The following is a 16,887-nucleotide window of genomic DNA, read 5'->3' as shown; positions in this document are numbered from 1 at the left end:
ACTACGGCCAGCTGTGCGAGGCACAAGCGCTTTCTGCTTGAAAGTGAGCACACATCGGTTACAGCACACCACCTTTCTTCCACGCCAGATAGCGGCTGATCAGCTCTGGTCCCAGCTCGTGCGGGCGGGCATCGAGCACTGGCACGCCGTGGGCGAGAAGCTGTTCATGAAGCCGGCCCCGAGCGCTTAGGTAGTCGAGCGTGCCGCAATAATCGAGGGCGTCCTGAAAGCTGCGGACAGGCTGCTGGCGTAGGTTGTCTAGAACCGGCTCGCGCAGGCTCACGACCAGTACACGATGGCGACGGGAAAGCCGCCGGACGGCGCCGAGCAGTGTCTCGTCGTCCTCGTCGCGCAGGTTACTCAGGATGATCACCAGCGCGCGGCGTTTCTGCAGCGTCAGCACATCGTTGGCGGCAAACGTGAAATCAGCCGGTCGCTGCGTGTTGGCCAGGTCATAAACGCCATTGAGCAACGCGTTGAGTTGCGTCTGGCCTTTGGCTGGGGCGAAGAAGCGCCGTTGCTCGGTGGCGAAGGTGTAAAGACCCAACGCGTCACCCTGGCGTAAGGCGACATACCCCAATAGCAGACTGGCATTGAGCGCATGATCGAAGTGCGTGAGCGAACCGTCCTGGCTACGCATGCGTCTGCCACAGTCAAGCATGAGCAGAATCTGCTGGTCGCGGTCGTCCTGATATTCGCGAACGATGGGTGCGCGTTTACGGGCTGTTGCCTTCCAGTCGATCTGGCGCAGGGTGTCGCCTTCCCGAAATTCGCGCAGTTGGTGGAAGTCCATGCCAAGCCCCCGCCTTGGCTGCTGGCGCACACCCAGGCGGCTCAGCCAGCGGTCCACTGCCATCAAGGGCGCACCGTGCAGCTGGGTGAAGTCGGGATAAACCTTAGTCTGCGATTGCAGCGGCAGCAAACGGCGTTCTCGCCACAGCCCCAGTGGGCTGAACAAGCGAATCTCGCAGTGCTGGAAATGGAAGTGGCCGCGCCGCATCGGTTGCAGGCGGTAACTGAGCTGGCAGTGCTGCCCCGCTGGTAGCTGCACCTGCTGTGGCAACTCCTGCACGTCGAGCCCGGCCGGCGCATGGTCGAAAATCTCGGCATCCATGGCTTGCGCCTGCGGATGTCGAATCTCGAGCTGAACGTCATGCCAACGGCCCAAGGCGAGATTGCCAGCCAGTACACGTCGCAGCTCAGGCGAGGGCAGGCGGCGCAGGCGCAAGGCGTCGACAATGGCCACCAATCCCAGGCACAGCAACAACCCCCACCAAGCCGTATGAGCACCCGAGAGCAGGGGACTGCCGAGCGCCGCTGCGATACCTAGCAACAGTCCTAGGCAGAGCAGGGCGGCGAAGGCGTAGAGCAATCGACGTGACGGATTCATTGAAGGGCTCGCAGGCCGGTTGGTGTCACAGGCGCGGGGCCGCGATCTGCTCAAGCAGCTGCTGGAGCAGTTGGTCCACCGAAGTGCCTTCGATGTCGAGTTCAGGTGAAAGCCTGACGCGATGCCGCAAAACCGCCAGGGCGCAGCCTTTTACATCGTCCGGAACGACGAAATCGCCGCCGCGCAACAAGGCGCGTGCGCGGGCGCAGCGCACCAGCGCGATCGATGCTCGTGGTCCTGCGCCCAGAGAAAGTCCCGGCCAGCTGCGGGTGGCTCGGGCCAGCCGGACGGCATAGTCGAGCACCTGATCGTCCAATGGCAGGTCACTGGCAATTTTCTGTAGCGCCTGGACATCCTTTGCCTGTAGCAAAACCCGCAACCCACTGACATCGAGAATGTCGGTGCGAACTGATCGAGTGACCTGACTAACCAGGGCCAACTCTTCGTCCGCCTGGGGATAGTCCATGCGCAGCATCAACATGAAGCGGTCGAGCTCGGCCTCCGGCAACGGATAGGTGCCTTCCTGCTCGATGGGGTTCTGCGTGGCCATCACCAGGAACGGCTGCGGCGCGGCGAGCGCGCGGCCTTCGAGGGTGACCTGACGCTCCTGCATGACTTCCAGCAGCGCCGCCTGGGTCTTGGCAGGTGCGCGATTGATCTCATCGGCCAGCAGCAGGTTGGTGAACACAGGGCCCTTGCGCAACTTGAACTGTTCGCTGGCCAAGTCATACACCGCATGGCCGGTGATGTCGCTGGGCATCAGGTCCGGCGTAAACTGGATACGCGCAAAGTCGCCACCAAAGCACCGTGCCAGTGCCCGCACCAGTAGCGTTTTGCCAAGCCCCGGGACGCCTTCAACCAGCACGTGACCGCCCGCAATCAGCGCTGTAAGCACGCCGTCTACCACGTCCTGTTGACCAATGACGGCTTTATGCAGCTCTTGGCGTAGCGCCTGTGCAAGTTGGCTGGCGCGCTGGCGCTGCGTGTTCGGGCTCGTATTCGGAGCCACGTCGTTCGGTTCCGGTGTTGTATCGCTCATAACGCATTCCTGAGGCTTTGCAGGCGGGCAACCTGACGGGTGAAATCGGCATTACTCATCTTTTTATCCAGCGACGACCGCATGGCATGGGTAACGGCTTCAATGGGAGTTCGGCTTAGTTGCGCGAGGACCTTGCACAAGTCCGCATGGTCGAGCGCCATCAGGTTGGGATGACGGTGCTGAGCCTGACGGAGAATGTCGTTCTGCAGGGTGGCGATCAGGTGCCGCTGTCCGGCGCGCCGGTAGAGAAAATCTGCGCTGCCTCGCAAATGCTCTCGAAGCTGTCGGCGACCTCGGTCGGCGGGTTCCAATAGCGGGCCTTGGCGCTGCGCTGCGTGCCAGCAGCCCAGCAGCAGTAACAAAAGTGCGGCGGACAAGGCCTCAGGAAAATAACGCAGCAAACGTTGCAGCAGACCGTCATGGTCGGTGCGATAGATCAGCGTCACGTCGCGGTCCTGGGTGAGATACCACAGCAGCCAGGCATGGTCGTACTGGGCAATCGCATCGTTCTGCCAGATCCAGCTGTCGGTGAGTGCGGTGATCAGGCCGCTCCCGTGCCGCAGTTGCAGCATGTGCGTCGCGCTGGCGCTGTTGGCCCATGCATGCGCACCGCCACCGGCGTCGTAAAGGTGATAGTTGGTGTCGAAAGCCAGATAGGCGGGGGCGTTCTCGTTCTCCAGATAGAGGCGGGTCAGCACGGGGCGCTTCTCTACGTTGGCAGCACCATCGGCGACGTGGCTGTCGTCGGGTTTCTCGCTGGCTTCGTGCTGCTGCAGGTTCAGCGCATCGAGTAGCAAGTCGCCGCTGTTGCCTGCGTTTTCGTCCCAGATCCGCTCTGCGACAAACACCAGGTGGCCACCCTTATCAACCCAGTGCAACAGGCGTTCGGCCTGGGCGGGCGTCATGGTGCTGCGCTCTCCGAGCAATAAAAGCACCTGCCGACTGTCCTTGGTTTCGGTAAGCCCGCCGAGGCCTTGCGCATGATCGACGGCGCGCCCCTGGTCGGTCAGGAAGCGCTCTGCAGCGAGATACGGATTGCTGCGCACTTCCGGTGCCGGTCCATGCTCGATCGTTTCTTCGTAGGGGGTTGCCCTGCTGATTGCAAAAAACAGCATCAGGCCAAGCAGCAGCGCGCCCGCTATTAGCAGCAAAAGACGACGCGGCCTAGTCATGCGAGGCCTCACTGCCAAACACAGTGAGCCAGCGCTGGCAAAGCTCGTCTCGAGTCGCATCGGGAGGCAGTTGATTCCCGTAGGCCAGGCCAAGCCAGTGGCGGGTCAAGGCCTCGGCGTAGTCGAGCAGCTGTGGCTGAGCCTCGTGTCGCAGCAGTTCGAGTATTTCACCCTCGGTATGTGAGCTTTTTAATGGCAGTTGCCGCTCGTGCAATAGGCGGCTGAGAAAAGCCCGGTAGAGCAGGCCGAGCGCTTCGCGTGGATGATCGTGCCAAAGCCGCTGCACCTCGGCGATCACGTCCGGCGGAAGACTTTCGGGTTGCACGTCCAGTCCGAACAGTGCGGAGGGCGCAGGTTGCCTTTGCCTGAATCGCAACGTCTGACGCGGGTTCACGTACAGCTTGATCCAGTCCCGATAGCGCCATAGCAGCCACCCGGTCAGGCCGAACAATGCGGCCCAGAGGAATACTTCGATCACGCTTGCCAGGCGGTCGGGGCGCTGTGCCGCCAGCTCGCTACGTAGCAGCCGTTCAAGCAGGCGCGCGAACCAGCCCGGCTCGCCATCTGTCTCATCAGTGAAGCGCCAGCGGGTAACGGTCTCGCGGTTTCGGAAAGGTGGCTGGTCGAGTAACTCACTGATCCGCTCACTGGCTGCCCTGCTGGTCAAGGGCTGCTTGAGCAGGCGATCACTTTGTGGGCCGGAGGCCTCTTTCGTCTGAACTGTTTCGTCTGCATCAGGCGCAGCCAGTGCCGCGTTGGGCACCGGCAGCAACCACAGCCCCATCCCCACTAGCAGTACCGACATCACCGTCTTCACGCGAGCCTGCAGGCGGCGAAACGTCAGTTCGACATCCCAGGCCTCAAGCGTGGTTCGGCGGTTCAGATACAGGCTGAAACCGCTGGCGACATAGATCGGCTCCCAGACCGCCAGCACAAGCGCATACATCAAGTTGGACAAGTGTTCGAACCATAGCCAGTCGCCGCTCATGCCGAGCAGGTCCTGCCAGTTCCAGTCGGCCAGCATTTGCTGTGGGATGAGCATGTACATCAGCGCGAGGGCACCTAGCCACAACCCCATCTCCAGGTGCATGCCGACCAGGGTCAACCAGGATGCGGCCCGGCTGTCTCGTTGCCCCAGCACAGCGAGGCGCTGCTGGCGGGCCGAGCCACTCAGTTGCTCGAGCTGGAGCACTGGAAGATCGAAACTTCGAGTCACGCTGAAACGGCGCCAGGTCACGCTGGCAAACCACTGGGAGCGCAGCAGTTGCGGCAGCGCCCTGAGGCATTGGCGCAGGGTCGGTGTGTCGCCGAACAGCGCCCTCGACAGGATGAACAGTGGTAGTCGTTCATAGAGCGGCTTGAGCCACCAGAACAGCAACAAAGCAAGCGTCGGGTATTGCCAGAACAACAGGCTGAACAGGGCGAATATCGGCAGTGTCACCAGCGCCCAGCTGAGCATCAGCAGTGCGACATGACGGCGTGCCAGGAGAACGCCGAGATCCAGCGCCTCCCAGGCGGTGCGAGGACGAATCGCCATGCTGGCATCATTCAGCTGCATGGAACCGCCGTCCGCTTTGTGTCAGATAGGCGCCGACCAGCAGCCACAATAGCGCGCCCACGGCGTATTTGACCGGGGCTGAGGGATAAGTCATCGAAGACCAGTACGCCTCGATAAAGGCAGCAATCAACAGGAATAATATGGCTCCCGTGATCAATCGGACTGCCGTAGCGGCCGCCAGGCGCAATGCCTCGCTGCGTGTGTGGCGACCAGGTGCAACGAGGGCTGCACCCAACTTCAACCCCGCCGCACCCGCCAAAGTGATCGCTGTCAGTTCGAAAGCCCCATGGCCGATGACAAATGACCAGAACGGCTGGTCGTAGCCGATTTCGGTCAAATGGCCGGCAATCGCGCCGATGATCAATCCGTTGAATAGCAGATAGAACAGGCTGCCAATGCCGAACAGCAGGCCACCGGCAAAGGTCTGGAACGCAATGCCAATGTTGTGCATCACGTAATAGCCGAACATCACCCAGTCGTCAGCTGACCCACGCTCGCCGAAGCGACCGAGACGGCTGGCGTCGGGGTCGTACATGGCTTCCATTTCAGCGACCTGCTCGGGGCTGATCAGGCTATAGACCAGTTCCGGAAATGCCAGCACCAACCCGGCCATGCCCAGCAGGCTGCCGTAGAAAATCAGACTCGCGGCTGCCAGATAGCGCCACTCTGCGCGAACCAGCCTGCCGAAACCGCCCAGAAAGAAGCCGAGCAGGCGACCACCTAGCGGGCTACGGTGGCGATACAGTTGATGGTGTCCGCGTTGAACCAGCAGCTGCAGGCGCTCAACGAAGCGCATGCTGTAGCCGCGCGCCTGCGCCAATGCCAGCTGCTGGCAGAGCCTCCGATAGGCCGCTGGAAAGTCAGCGATCAAGCTTGGTTGGTTGCCTTTGCCTCGCTCCAATGCTGCGAGGGTTTCATCGAACGTTTGCCATTCGGCCTGGTGCCGGGTTTCGAACTGGCTCTGCTTCATGCCGGCCCCACCAGACTGCGAGCAATGCTGTGAATTCGAGTCTCTGCCTGCGCTGGCGCAACCTGCAGCGCTTCGGCCAGGATTGAGGCCAGTTCCAGGCGCCTTTCCGCAGACAGCGTCGAATGGCGCTCGGCAAAGGCGATCAGGGCGTGCTGCTCAGCCAGCGTAAGGGGCAACGGCGACGCGACTGCTTCAGCCGCGGGTAGTGCGGGCGCGCTGATGTTGCGCTCGCCGTACACGACCACCGTTCCTGCGGCGAGGTCGCCCAATCGTTTGAACGATGGATGCCAGAGGCAGCAGAGCGACCCGAGAAAGTAGCCGAAAGGCAGCATGTCGACGAAACGCAATAGGTTGCGGGTCAGGGAAGAGGCCCAGCCGACCGGCGTGCCGTCGTCATGGATGACGCGCAGCCCTAGCCATTGCTTGCCCGGTGTGCGCCCCTGATTCAACACTTCGAAGAGCACCATGTACCACCATTGCACCAGAAACAGCAGCAGCGCACCGACACCCATGCCAAATTTGCCCAACGAAGCGAATGCAAAGCCCAGAATCGCGAGTATCGCGCCTCTTATCAGCAGGTCCAGTGCAAACGCCAGCGCGCGAGGGACCAGGCCTGCTGGATGGAGCAGCAAATCTATACCTTCCGGCGTTTCGACGCGGAGCGTGTTATCCAGCAATGCAGTAGTGGCTGAAAGGGCGGATGTCACGGCGTAGGCTCGCTAGTGGGGGACTGGATGCTATGCGCACATCGCGCATCGAGCAACGGCCCGCGATGCCGCGCCCGGCGAATGAAACCATCGAATAGCATCTACGGCCATAACCGGTTTGGCAGTTCCGATTGATATGCGGGCAGATTGCTCAGGTCTGTGTCGAAACTCCACTCGAACCAGAGCCCCGACCATTCGTTGAGGGCGGTCTGGCGCGCTAGACTGGGCGCGACAATCGAGAAGGAAGCTCCCTTGACCTCCAGCATCTTCTGGTACGACTTCGAAACAACCGGTATCTCCCCTCGCTGCGATCGGCCTGTGCAAGTGGCCGGTATTCGCACCAACGAGGCGTTGGAAGAGATTGGCGAGCCGCTGAACATTTACTGTCGTTTGGGTGACGACATTCTCCCGCATCCAGCCGCGTGCCTGGTCACGGGCATAACGCCCGCCACGCTAGCGGAAAAAGGCCTGTGCGAGGCGGAGTTCGTGGCCCGGCTGCACCATGAACTGGCTGTGCCGGGTACCTGTGGCGCGGGATACAACAGCCTTCGTTTTGATGATGAAGTGCTGCGCTACAGCCTATATCGCAACTTTTTCGACCCCTATGCCCGCGAATGGCAGGGCGGTAATAGCCGCTGGGACATCATTGACCTAGTGCGCACCGCCTACGCGTTGCGGCCGGAAGGGATTGTTTGGCCTGAAGAGGAGGGAAGGGTCACGTTAAAATTGGAGCGGCTCAGTGCAGCCAACGGTCTTGAACATTTGAATGCACACGATGCATTGTCCGATGTGCGGGCGACGATTGCCTTGGCTCGGCTGCTCCGTGAGCGTCAACCGCGGCTTTACGACTATCTCTACAAGCTACGTCGTAAACATGCAGTGATCGAGCAAGTCCAGCTGCTCAAACCAATGGTGCACATATCGGGTCGGTTTTCCGCGGCGCGTCATTTTCTATCGGTGGTACTACCGCTGGCCTGGCATCCTCGCAACCGTAACGCGTTGATTGTCTGCGACCTGAACGCCGAATGTGCGCCCCTTTGGGAGGAGCAGGCCGAGGCTATTCGCGAGCGGCTTTATACTCGTCGGGAGGACTTGGGCGAGAAACTTCCGATCCCCTTGAAACTCGTTCACATGAACCGTTGCCCAGTGCTGGCGCCAATGAGCGTGCTGCGCCACTCAGATATCGAGCGGCTAGGACTGGATATCCAATGTTATGAGGCGAGAGCTGCCGAATTACGCGGGCGGGAACCCGAATGGCGCTGGAAGCTTGCCGACATCTATCAGGAGGATGCGTTTGTGGCGTCGTCGGATCCGGAGCAGCAGTTATATGACGGATTCTTCAGTGAGCGTGACCGGCGTTTGTGCGAGCAAGTACGAAACGCTCCGCCGATTGCGAGTGACGGCGCGCCGCCGTTTGATGATCCGCGCTTGCCAGAGCTGCATTTTCGCTACCGCGCACGTAACTTTCCCGAGTGTCTATCGCCGGCCGAAGCCCAGCAATGGCAAGCCTTTTGTAGGCAGCGCCTGATGGTGCCCGAATTTGGCGCACCGAATACCTTGGAACACTTTGAGCAAGCGTTGCTGGCTTTATTGCCGTCGGCAACAGCCGAACAAGCACGTCTACTGCAGCAATGGTCGCTCCATGCTCGCAGCTTGCGTGAACGTTACATGCTCTGAAGATGCTTGGTCAGAGAACAAAAAAGCCATCTGAGCAAGGCTGCGTCAGATGGCTTTTAGGGGTGTGGCGTAAAACTTAGCCCAACAGAGTGGCCCAGCTTTCAACCTCGTCGGAGCCCCATTGTGCTTTCCACTCTTTCAACGTTTTGTGATTGCCACCTTTGGTTTCAATCACTTCACCGTTGTGCGGATTCTTGTACTGCTTGACGCGGCGGGCGCGCTTGGTTGTGGCAGGCGCCTTGGATGCACGCTGCGGCTTGTTGCTGCGGGCATCCGGATCGAGTAGAGCGATAATGTCGCGAAGCGACTTTTGATATTCGCCCATCAGCTCGCGCAGTTTGCCTTCAAACTCAAGTTCCTTTTTCAGCTTGTCATCTTCTGACAGGGACTTCAGGCGTTCCTGTAGTTCCTTGATAGCTTCTTCAGTAGCGCGGTATTCATTGATCAGCGACATGTCACTTCCTTGGTATAGGTTTGAACGCAAGTGACAGCAATCATAGACAGCTGCCGCGGACAAGTAAATGTTGGCCTGGGTAAAGTTTTGCTTACTTTGTTTCATCGCGGTGCAGGGCGATTCGAAGTGCCTAGTTAAACCCGGCATCGGTGAAGTACTGCACATAATCGAAGGTCGCGACGGATCCCGTCACGCTTAATATGCCGTCTCGATATTTGATAAAAATCGGCTCCCTATCTTTTGGTGGTGTTGTGTTTCCCTTGCCCACTGGGGGCCAACGGCAACTTGGCCCTCCGATTATTACGGTTTTAATCGCAGTGTTTCTTTTCGCTCTACAGGAACGACTCGATCCGCGCGCGGGCGGCAGTCCGTGCCATGCTTTGGTCCGGCTGAATAATATGGTGGTGGTTTTCTTCGCTGCGCTAGAATGCCCGGTCTTTATGGGTAAGCCGGAGTTAACTTAAAAATGCGCACATTCAGGCTGGTTATCGCCTGTCCCGACGGCGTCGGCATTGTGGCCAAGGTCGGTAATTTCCTGGCGACCTACAATGGCTGGATCACCGAAGCCAATCACCATTCCGATCATCAGAGTGGTTGGTTCTTCATGCGGCACGAGATTCGGGCCGACTCGCTGCCGTTCGATCTTGATGGGTTTCGCCAAGCCTTTGCACCAATCGCGCGCGAGTTTTCCATGGAATGGCGCATTACCGACTCAGCTCAGCGCAAGCGGGTAGTGCTGATGGCCAGCCGCGAGTCGCACTGCCTCGCTGATTTGCTGCATCGTTGGCACAGTGGGGAACTGGATTGCGACATTCCTTGTGTGATCTCCAATCATGACGACCTGCGCAGCATGGTCGAGTGGCATGGCATTCCGTATTTCCATGTGCCTGTCCAGCCGGGGCGCAAGGACGAGGCTTTTGCCGAGGTGTCGCGCCTGGTTCGCGAGCAACGCGCCGACGCCATTGTACTGGCGCGCTACATGCAGATTCTGCCGGCCGAGCTCTGCGAGGAATATGGGCAGCGGGTGATCAATATCCATCACAGCTTTCTGCCATCGTTCGTCGGGGCAAAGCCTTACCACCAGGCCTCGTTGCGGGGTGTCAAGCTTATCGGTGCGACTTGCCATTACGTGACCGAAGAGCTCGATGCCGGACCGATCATCGAGCAGGACGTGGTGCGCGTCAGCCATCGTGACAGCATCGAGGACATGGTTCGGCTGGGTAAGGACGTGGAAAAGATGGTGCTGTCGCGTGGTTTGCGCTATCACCTGGAAGACCGAGTACTGGTGCATAGCAACAAGACGCTGGTATTCAACTGATCCATCACGACTGGCGCCGGAGGCGAGATGAGCAACCCACTGGACAAGGCTGGCGCGAAGGCGCCACCGATTATCGGTAGTGGTTGTACCCAGCGCTACGACCCTGACCAGATGGGCCCTGAGCTGGGGACTGACTTTCCGGATGCCGAAACACTCTGGAAGCGTTATCTGAATGCGCTCGATGGCGCAGCCGGTGACACTCCGATTGACGATGCTGAACCCAGCAGCTCGATGCTGGCGGGCTAGCGAGGGCTGCAGGCCAATCCACTGCTTGTGAGGCTGCGATGAAACAGACAGGCCGCCTGGTATTAGGTGCTGACGCGACGGGCGAACCCAGTGTCCACCCGTTGCATCTGGCCAATCGTCACGGTCTTGTCGCCGGTGCGACGGGTACTGGCAAAACGGTGACCTTGCAGCGCCTCGCGGAACAGTTCAGCGAGGCTGGCGTCGCTGTTTTCGCGGCGGATATCAAAGGCGACTTGTGTGGCCTGGGTGCCGCTGGCAATCCGCAAGGAAAGATCGCCGAGCGGATCGCCAGCATGCCCTGGCTCGACCATCGACCCCAAGCGTACCCGGTGGTCTTGTGGGACGTGCACGGCGTGAGTGGCCATCCACTGCGGACGACGCTTACCGAGATGGGACCGTTGTTGCTAGGCAATCTGCTGGAGCTGAGCGATAGCCAGCAAGCGGCGCTCTATGCGGCATTCAAGGTGGCCGATCGCGAAGCGCTGCTGTTGCTCGATCTGAAAGATCTCAAGTCGTTGCTTGCTCATTTGAAACTGCATCCTGAAGTGCTCGGGGACGATGCAGCCTTGTTTACGAGCGCATCGTCTCAGGCGCTGTTGCGGCGGCTGGCGACACTGGAGCAGCAGGGAGCCGAAGCGCTCTTCGGTGAGCCGGCGCTGGCGCTTGAGGACATCTTGCAGCCAGCGCACGACGGGCGCGGACGGATCCATCTGTTAGACGCCAGCCAGCTCGTGCATCAGGCGCCCAAAGTCTATGCGACGTTCCTGCTGTGGCTACTGGCTGAGCTGTTTGAACAGCTTCCCGAGCGCGGCGATGCCGGTCGACCTCTGCTCGCGCTGTTCTTCGATGAAGCGCACCTCCTTTTCAACGACACTCCGAAAGCCTTGCAGGACAGGTTGCTGCAAGTGGTCAGGCTGATTCGCTCGAAGGGTGTGGGCGTGTATTTCGTCACCCAGTCCCCCACGGACCTGCCGGACGATGTGCTGGCTCAGTTGGGCCTGCGCGTGCAGCATGGGCTCAGGGCCTATACGGTCAAGGAACAGAGAGCCCTGCGGGCGGTAGCAGAAAGTTTTCGCACCAATCCGGCATTTTCGTCTCTGGACACCTTGGCCGGGCTGGGGATCGGCGAAGCGCTGGTCGGCGGTCTCGAGGACAGAGGCACGCCGTCGATGGCTCAACGTGTTGCAGTCGCGCCTCCTCAATCGCGGATCGGGCCGCTAACTGAGCGCGAGCGACACGACCTGATCGCCAGTTCACCCCTTCGAGGCCGTTACGACAGGCCGGTCGATCGCGAATCTGCTTATGAGATATTGCTCGAACGGGCGAAGCAGGCTTCCGACAACCAAACGCCAGTGAAGGCCGCTACGTCAAGAAACGAGGTCACCGATGCGCTAGGTGACGCTGCCGGGCGGGTATTCAAGAGCGCAATGCGCCAGGCTGCGACGCAGCTGGGCCGGCAGTTGGCACGGGGGCTTCTGGGCTCTTTGTTGGGCGGTAAGCGGTGATCAGATGCGATCAGTTGCGATGGCTAAGCTGTTGCTGACGGCAGGGCATGCGGTGCATATTTTTACAACGCTGCGGGTTACTTGGCTTCAGCGGCTTGCTCTGACAACTCTTTTTCGATTTTCTGCAACTCCGCCTTGAATACCTGATCGTGAACGGTCGGCTTTTTACGCCATGGCTTCCGCTCGGGATCGGGCTGCGCGGCATAGGTCGTTATTTCCCCGCCATACACAGCCTGGAAACGGTTGGCTTGCTTCTCCAGTTCGGCGCGTAGTTCTTCTTTTGTCACGTCTTGTTTTGCCTCTTTGTTATAGGTCTATTTGCAGCGCGGCGCGCTAAGGGGTGCGAGCTATAGGCTCGAATGAGGCCCGGCTCGGGTTGGGTGTGTGTGCGGTAGGGGAAACATTACTGCAAGCGGGCTAGGCTAAACAAGCGTGCCCGTAAAACTATCCGGTAGTAATGCAGTATTGAGTCATATCATGAAGCATGCCCGCGCAAGTTATCGCTAAAAGCGGGCTAGCGGTTTGAGCTGTAAGAACAAGTTTTTGCGGTCGGGGTAGTATTTCGAGGAGCCAGCGAGTTCAGCAATGAGTATCCGCGGCAGAAGCTTACAAAAAAACCGCGCCTCATTGGGCGCGGTTTTTTTGCCACATCTAGTTAGCGAGCCGACTGGCTGGCCACATCATTCGGCGCACGGCCATATACGTCGTCCAGACGCTCGATATCATCCTCGCCCAGATAGCTGCCCGACTGGACCTCGATAATTTCCAGCGGGATTTTGCCAGGGTTGGCCAGGCGGTGGATGGACGTCACCGGGATATAGGTGGACTGGTTCTCGGTTAGCAGGAACGTCTTGTCGTTGCAGGTTACCTGGGCGGTGCCGGAGACGACGATCCAATGCTCGGCGCGATGGTGGTGCATCTGCAACGACAGCTGCGCACCTGGATTGACGCAGATCCGCTTGACCTGGAAGCGACCACCCATATCGACCGAGTCGTACCAGCCCCACGGGCGGTAGACGGCGCAGTGGTTCTGCGTTTCGGAACGGTTCATGGCGTCGAGCTTGTTCACCAGCTTCTTGACGTCCTGGACCTTGTCCTTGTGAGCGATCATGGTCGCGTCTTTGGTCTCGACCACAACGATGTTATCCAGGCCGACTACGGTTACCAGCTTGCCGTTACCGTGAACCAGGCAGTTGCGGCTGTCTTCGACAATCACGTCGCCTCTGGTCACGTTACCGTTTTCGTCTTTTTCCAATACATCCCAAAGCGATGACCAGGAGCCAACATCGCTCCAGCCCGCAGACATGGGCACGACGCATGCCAGTTCGGTTTTTTCCATTACCGCATAGTCAATGGAGTTGTCCGGGCAGCAGGCAAAGGTGGCTGGATCGATCAGCAGCTCTTCGCCGTTCTTGATGCTGCGCTCCAGTGCAACCCAGCAGGTGTCATAGATATCCGGATCGTGCTTCTTCAGCTCGTCCAGGAAAACGCTGGCACGGAACAGGAACATGCCACTGTTCCAGTAGTAGTCACCGGAATCGACGTATTCCTGAGCGCGCACTTCATCCGGCTTTTCAACGAACTGTGTGACGCGGTTGACGCCTTCTGGCAGCCCGTTACGTGCCTTATGATCGCATTTGATGTAGCCGTAGCCGGTTTCCGGGCTGGTGGCAGGGATACCGAACAGGACCATGCCACCATTTTCGGCTGCATTGGTCGCCAGGGCGAGGGAGCGCTGGAAGGCTTTATGGTCTTCGATGACGTGATCGGCCGGCAGCACCAGAAGCAACTCGTCGCGGTCATCGGCAAGCAACTTCATCGCTGCAATGGCTATTGCCGGAGCAGTGTTGCGGCCGAACGGTTCAAGCATGAGGCCCTGAGTTTGAAGCTTGCGTGCCGCCAATTGTTCTTTGACGATGAACCGGTGTTCCTTGTTACAGACCAGCAGGGGCGCTTGCATGCCTTCGAAGGCCAGGCGCTCGATCGTCTGTTGAAACAGTGTCTGCTCCGCCGTAAGGGCGAGGAACTGTTTGGGGAATGCCTTCCGCGAAAGAGGCCAGAGTCGAGAACCGCTGCCGCCTGAGAGGATGACCGGAATCATGTTGTTTCTCCTGAATCGTTGAGAAGGGGAAGTTCTTCTTGTCCATGTGGGCGGCCAGAGGTCTGTGCTCGCCATACGCTTCTTGGTCGGGCCTTCAGGTGCCGCGTGCCGTCAAGTTCAGTTGTCCTACAGGACCACTGTTTTCGGGGCGAACTGCGTGCTCCGAGCCTGAATGTGGGAGGTGCTGCCTGGTAGTTGATGGGCGCCGCACTTGATATTGCGGAGCTGATAGCGGTTCCGGGGTCGACGCCAGCGAGCGTCTGAACAATCTTGAGCAGGCAGGTGGGCATGCCGTTCGGCTGCGCTCTATCTGCCCGAGGCTGATGCGCCTGATAGTCGTTGATAAGTAACGACACAGCGCTGATCCGGCCAGTCTGTTCTCTCTTGAACACGCCCGGCGACCTCACGGGTCTGCCTTGGCTGACACGCTGAAAACCTTGTTTTGAATTCCACTGCACGTTCATGTGCGACGTCCCTTTCCGCCTGGAAATGCCGGTACGCGCTTATGATTGCAGGTGCCTTCGGATAGTTCCCCGCTGGCGTGCCGTCGATCGGGGAGTTTTTGACGGGGGCAGAGAATGCGCCAGGCTGCTGGCGCTGTACGCTGTGATTGGCGGGCGGGTTCAGCTCTGGTGTGCAGGGTAGATCGCGTCTGGAGGCGTGATGGCTGGGCTCCCCCCGCCAGGAAAGCGAAGGGGGGCACGGCCCGGCGGAGGGAGTCAGGCTTGAGCGTCTCGCAGAAATACCAGGTGATCAGGCGATGAACTGTCAGGGCAATAGCGATAGCCGTCGTAGTCAAAGCTAGTCAGCTGTTCGGGTTTTTTGATGCGTTCCTTGATCACATAGCGGCTCATCAAACCTCGGGCTTTCTTAGCGTAGAAGCTGATGATCTTGTATTGGCCGTTCTTCATATCCTTGAAGTCGACATCGATCACCCGCGCATTCAGTGCCTTGCGTTTCACGGCGCCGAAGTACTCGTTGGAAGCCAGGTTGAGCAAGACGTCGTCACCCTGTGCGGCCAGTGCTTCGTTGAGCCATTCGCTTATCCCTTCGCCCCAGAAGGCGTACAGATCCTTGCCGCGTGGGTTAGCCAGCTTCGTGCCCATCTCCAGACGATAGGGCTGCATCAGATCCAACGGTCGCAGGACGCCGTAGAGCCCGGACAACATGCGGAGGTGGCGCTGAGCGAAATCGAGATCCTCTTCAGTGAAGTCGTTGGCGTTCAGGCCGGTGTAGACATCGCCCTTGAACGCGAGGAGCGCCTGCTTGGCATTGTTCGGTGTGAAGGCCGCGTCCCAACTGCCATAGCGCGCCACATTCAGCGCTGCGAGCTTGTCGGAGAGGTGCATCAGTTCGCCAATTTGCTGGGGCGACATGTCGCGCAACTGGCTGATCAGCGCCTGCGCGTGGTCCAGGTGTTCGGGCTGGGTGAAGCGTTGGGTCGTCGGTGGGGTGTCGTAGTCCAGAGTCTTGGCTGGGGAAATCACCATCAGCATGCAACGGTCTCCTTTAATGTCCGCGGATTCTAGGCGGTATAGCCGTTGTCGCTCCAGCTATGGCCTCGATTAGTTGTTGACCTTGACTCGGGGCGAGGGGGCACGCTCTTCTGTGATCTGACGAAGGAGGACACATGACCGACTGCAACCACTCGCACTGGCAGCCCTCGCACGATTACCGTCCTCTTGAGACGGGCGCAGAAAAACAGACCTGGGCTGTTGTGCTGCTGACAGGCTTGGCCATGGTCGCCGAAATCGTCGCTGGCTATTGGTTCAACTCGATGGCTTTGCTGGCGGACGGCTGGCATATGGCATCGCACATGGTGGCGATCGGCATGTCGGCGATCGCCTACTTACTCGCTCGACGCTATGCGTACGACCGGCGTTTTGCCTTCGGAACCTGGAAGATCGAAGTGTTGGCGGGCTTTGCCAGCGCTGTATTGCTGGTAATGGTGGCCCTGCTGATGATTGGCGAGTCGCTGATGCGCTTCTGGTCACCGGCCCGGATCGGTTTTGACGAGGCGCTATGGGTTGCGGTGATCGGTTTGCTGGTGAATATGCTGTCCGCCTGGCTGCTACGCGACCAGCCCCACCATCATGGCCACGATCACGATCACGATCACGATCATTCAAGCGCGCCAGGAAAGGACTTGAACCGTCATGCGGCTTTCATCCATGTGTTGACTGATGGCCTGACCTCAGTCGCTGCGATTGTGGCCTTGCTGGGCGGCAAATACTTCGGTTGGGGTTGGCTAGATCCGCTGATGGGCATCATCGGTGCGATCGTGATCCTGATCTGGGCCAAAGGCTTGTTGCGTGAAACGACAAAGGCGCTGCTGGATCGAGAAATGGACGATCCACTGGTGCGGCGGGTGCGGGAACGGTTGGAGCAACTGCCGGATACCGACGTGACCGATCTGCATCTGTGGCGAGTCGGGCGTGCGCAATACAGTTGCATCGTCAGTATTGTTACTCATCAGCCGTATTCGGCCGATCGCTACAAGGCTCAGCTGGCTGAGTTTCCAGAACTGGTACATGTGACGGCGGAGGTGAGCAGGTGCGGCGAAAACGCGCAGGCTGATTAGCGAGACTAATCCTGGTTCCGGGCTGCGCCAAGCGCTATTCGTCGTTCCGATAAAAAAACGTCATCAGCTTGAAAAAGACTTTTTCCTGTCATCTTTTTTGCGGTATTACCTGATGCAAGACCGCCGAAACCTGCACTCACAGGTGGCGGCCTCTGGGTGGCCCCAAGCC

Annotated in this window: 15 protein-coding genes; 5 read left to right on the top strand and 10 right to left on the bottom strand. The window is 59.4% G+C overall.

All coding sequences use genetic code 11. The features are described 5' to 3' along the window. Positions 1–58: 58 nt before the first annotated feature. Genes RT21_RS10885 through RT21_RS10860 form a run of 6 tightly spaced genes read right to left on the bottom strand, consistent with a single transcriptional unit; the run spans position 59 to position 6,836 of the window. Positions 59–1,390: a DUF58 domain-containing protein gene (locus RT21_RS10885; protein WP_046162765.1), complete on the bottom strand. Its 1,332-nt coding sequence runs from the start codon at positions 1,388–1,390 to the stop codon at positions 59–61. 25 nt (positions 1,391–1,415) lie between these two features. Then, entirely contained in the window at positions 1,416–2,429 is a 1,014-nt protein-coding gene (locus RT21_RS10880) for an AAA family ATPase (protein WP_046162764.1), read from the bottom strand. Further along, positions 2,426–3,601 (bottom strand): DUF4350 domain-containing protein, encoded by a 1,176-nt coding sequence (locus RT21_RS10875; RefSeq protein ID WP_046162763.1) that lies wholly within the window; start codon positions 3,599–3,601, stop codon positions 2,426–2,428. Before RT21_RS10875 ends, RT21_RS10880 begins: the two co-directional genes overlap by 4 nt. Further along, positions 3,594–5,159 carry a DUF4129 domain-containing protein gene (locus RT21_RS10870; protein WP_046162762.1) on the bottom strand — a complete coding sequence of 522 codons (1,566 nt, stop codon included), beginning with the start codon at positions 5,157–5,159 and terminating at the stop codon, positions 3,594–3,596. The genes RT21_RS10875 and RT21_RS10870 overlap by 8 nt, the downstream gene beginning before the upstream one ends. Further along, on the bottom strand, positions 5,146–6,129 hold the full coding sequence (locus RT21_RS10865; RefSeq protein WP_046162761.1) for a stage II sporulation protein M: 984 nt from the start codon (positions 6,127–6,129) through the stop codon (positions 5,146–5,148). Before RT21_RS10865 ends, RT21_RS10870 begins: the two co-directional genes overlap by 14 nt. Next, positions 6,126–6,836, bottom strand: coding sequence for an RDD family protein (locus RT21_RS10860; protein ID WP_046162760.1), 711 nt, complete (start codon positions 6,834–6,836; stop codon positions 6,126–6,128). Before RT21_RS10860 ends, RT21_RS10865 begins: the two co-directional genes overlap by 4 nt. 252 nt (positions 6,837–7,088) lie before the next feature. On the opposite strand from RT21_RS10860, the gene sbcB reads away from it, so the two are divergent. Further along, positions 7,089–8,513 (top strand): exodeoxyribonuclease I, encoded by a 1,425-nt coding sequence (gene sbcB / locus RT21_RS10855; RefSeq protein ID WP_046162759.1) that lies wholly within the window; start codon positions 7,089–7,091, stop codon positions 8,511–8,513. Positions 8,514–8,589: 76 nt separating this feature from the next. On the opposite strand, the gene mvaT is transcribed toward sbcB, so the two are convergent. Continuing rightward, positions 8,590–8,967 carry a histone-like nucleoid-structuring protein MvaT gene (mvaT, locus tag RT21_RS10850; RefSeq protein WP_045429487.1) on the bottom strand — a complete coding sequence of 126 codons (378 nt, stop codon included), beginning with the start codon at positions 8,965–8,967 and terminating at the stop codon, positions 8,590–8,592. Between the two features lie 466 nt (positions 8,968–9,433). On the opposite strand from mvaT, the gene purU reads away from it, so the two are divergent. The 3 genes from purU to RT21_RS10835 are packed head-to-tail and all read left to right on the top strand — an operon-like array spanning position 9,434 to position 12,036. After that, positions 9,434–10,285: a formyltetrahydrofolate deformylase gene (purU, locus tag RT21_RS10845; protein ID WP_045429484.1), complete on the top strand. Its 852-nt coding sequence runs from the start codon at positions 9,434–9,436 to the stop codon at positions 10,283–10,285. Between the two features lie 27 nt (positions 10,286–10,312). Next, positions 10,313–10,531, top strand: a complete 219-nt coding sequence (locus tag RT21_RS10840) for a hypothetical protein (RefSeq protein WP_046162758.1) — start codon at positions 10,313–10,315, stop codon at positions 10,529–10,531. 38 nt (positions 10,532–10,569) lie between these two features. Continuing rightward, the gene (locus RT21_RS10835) at positions 10,570–12,036 is read left to right on the top strand and encodes a helicase HerA-like domain-containing protein (RefSeq protein ID WP_046162757.1); all 1,467 of its coding nucleotides are present in this window, start codon (positions 10,570–10,572) and stop codon (positions 12,034–12,036) included. Positions 12,037–12,113: 77 nt separating this feature from the next. Here the strand turns inward: RT21_RS10835 and RT21_RS10830 are convergent, their stop codons facing one another. The 3 genes from RT21_RS10830 to yaaA form a co-directional block, all read right to left on the bottom strand. Then, positions 12,114–12,323 carry a hypothetical protein gene (locus tag RT21_RS10830; protein WP_045429477.1) on the bottom strand — a complete coding sequence of 70 codons (210 nt, stop codon included), beginning with the start codon at positions 12,321–12,323 and terminating at the stop codon, positions 12,114–12,116. 368 nt (positions 12,324–12,691) lie between these two features. Further along, on the bottom strand, positions 12,692–14,137 hold the full coding sequence (locus RT21_RS10825) for a mannose-1-phosphate guanylyltransferase/mannose-6-phosphate isomerase (RefSeq protein ID WP_045429475.1): 1,446 nt from the start codon (positions 14,135–14,137) through the stop codon (positions 12,692–12,694). A 719-nt stretch (positions 14,138–14,856) separates the two neighbouring features. After that, entirely contained in the window at positions 14,857–15,633 is a 777-nt protein-coding gene (gene yaaA / locus RT21_RS10820; protein WP_046162756.1) for a peroxide stress protein YaaA, read from the bottom strand. Positions 15,634–15,767: 134 nt separating this feature from the next. Here yaaA and dmeF point away from each other — a divergent pair, with 134 nt between their 5' ends. After that, positions 15,768–16,718, top strand: a complete 951-nt coding sequence (gene dmeF / locus RT21_RS10815; RefSeq protein ID WP_046162755.1) for a CDF family Co(II)/Ni(II) efflux transporter DmeF — start codon at positions 15,768–15,770, stop codon at positions 16,716–16,718. Positions 16,719–16,887: the final 169 nt, after the last annotated feature.

Source organism: Pseudomonas sp. 10B238, from assembly GCF_000970615.1.
Classification (GTDB): domain Bacteria; phylum Pseudomonadota; class Gammaproteobacteria; order Pseudomonadales; family Pseudomonadaceae; genus Stutzerimonas.
This window is presented reverse-complemented; position numbering and strand designations above follow the sequence as displayed.

Excerpts from the sequence above, each read along its gene's own strand:
- RT21_RS10835 (WP_046162757.1), top strand. The coding sequence starts at position 10,570 with ATGAAACAGACAGGCCGCCTGGTATTAGGTGCTGACGCGACGGGCGAA.
- mvaT (WP_045429487.1), bottom strand. The coding sequence starts at position 8,967 with ATGTCGCTGATCAATGAATACCGCGCTACTGAAGAAGCTATCAAGGAA.
- RT21_RS10865 (WP_046162761.1), bottom strand. The coding sequence starts at position 6,129 with ATGAAGCAGAGCCAGTTCGAAACCCGGCACCAGGCCGAATGGCAAACG.
- purU (WP_045429484.1), top strand. The coding sequence starts at position 9,434 with ATGCGCACATTCAGGCTGGTTATCGCCTGTCCCGACGGCGTCGGCATT.
- yaaA (WP_046162756.1), bottom strand. The coding sequence starts at position 15,633 with ATGCTGATGGTGATTTCCCCAGCCAAGACTCTGGACTACGACACCCCA.
- dmeF (WP_046162755.1), top strand. The coding sequence starts at position 15,768 with ATGACCGACTGCAACCACTCGCACTGGCAGCCCTCGCACGATTACCGT.
- RT21_RS10840 (WP_046162758.1), top strand. The coding sequence starts at position 10,313 with ATGAGCAACCCACTGGACAAGGCTGGCGCGAAGGCGCCACCGATTATC.
- RT21_RS10825 (WP_045429475.1), bottom strand. The coding sequence starts at position 14,137 with ATGATTCCGGTCATCCTCTCAGGCGGCAGCGGTTCTCGACTCTGGCCT.
- RT21_RS10875 (WP_046162763.1), bottom strand. The coding sequence starts at position 3,601 with ATGACTAGGCCGCGTCGTCTTTTGCTGCTAATAGCGGGCGCGCTGCTG.
- RT21_RS10885 (WP_046162765.1), bottom strand. The coding sequence starts at position 1,390 with ATGAATCCGTCACGTCGATTGCTCTACGCCTTCGCCGCCCTGCTCTGC.
- RT21_RS10880 (WP_046162764.1), bottom strand. The coding sequence starts at position 2,429 with ATGAGCGATACAACACCGGAACCGAACGACGTGGCTCCGAATACGAGC.
- RT21_RS10870 (WP_046162762.1), bottom strand. The coding sequence starts at position 5,159 with ATGCAGCTGAATGATGCCAGCATGGCGATTCGTCCTCGCACCGCCTGG.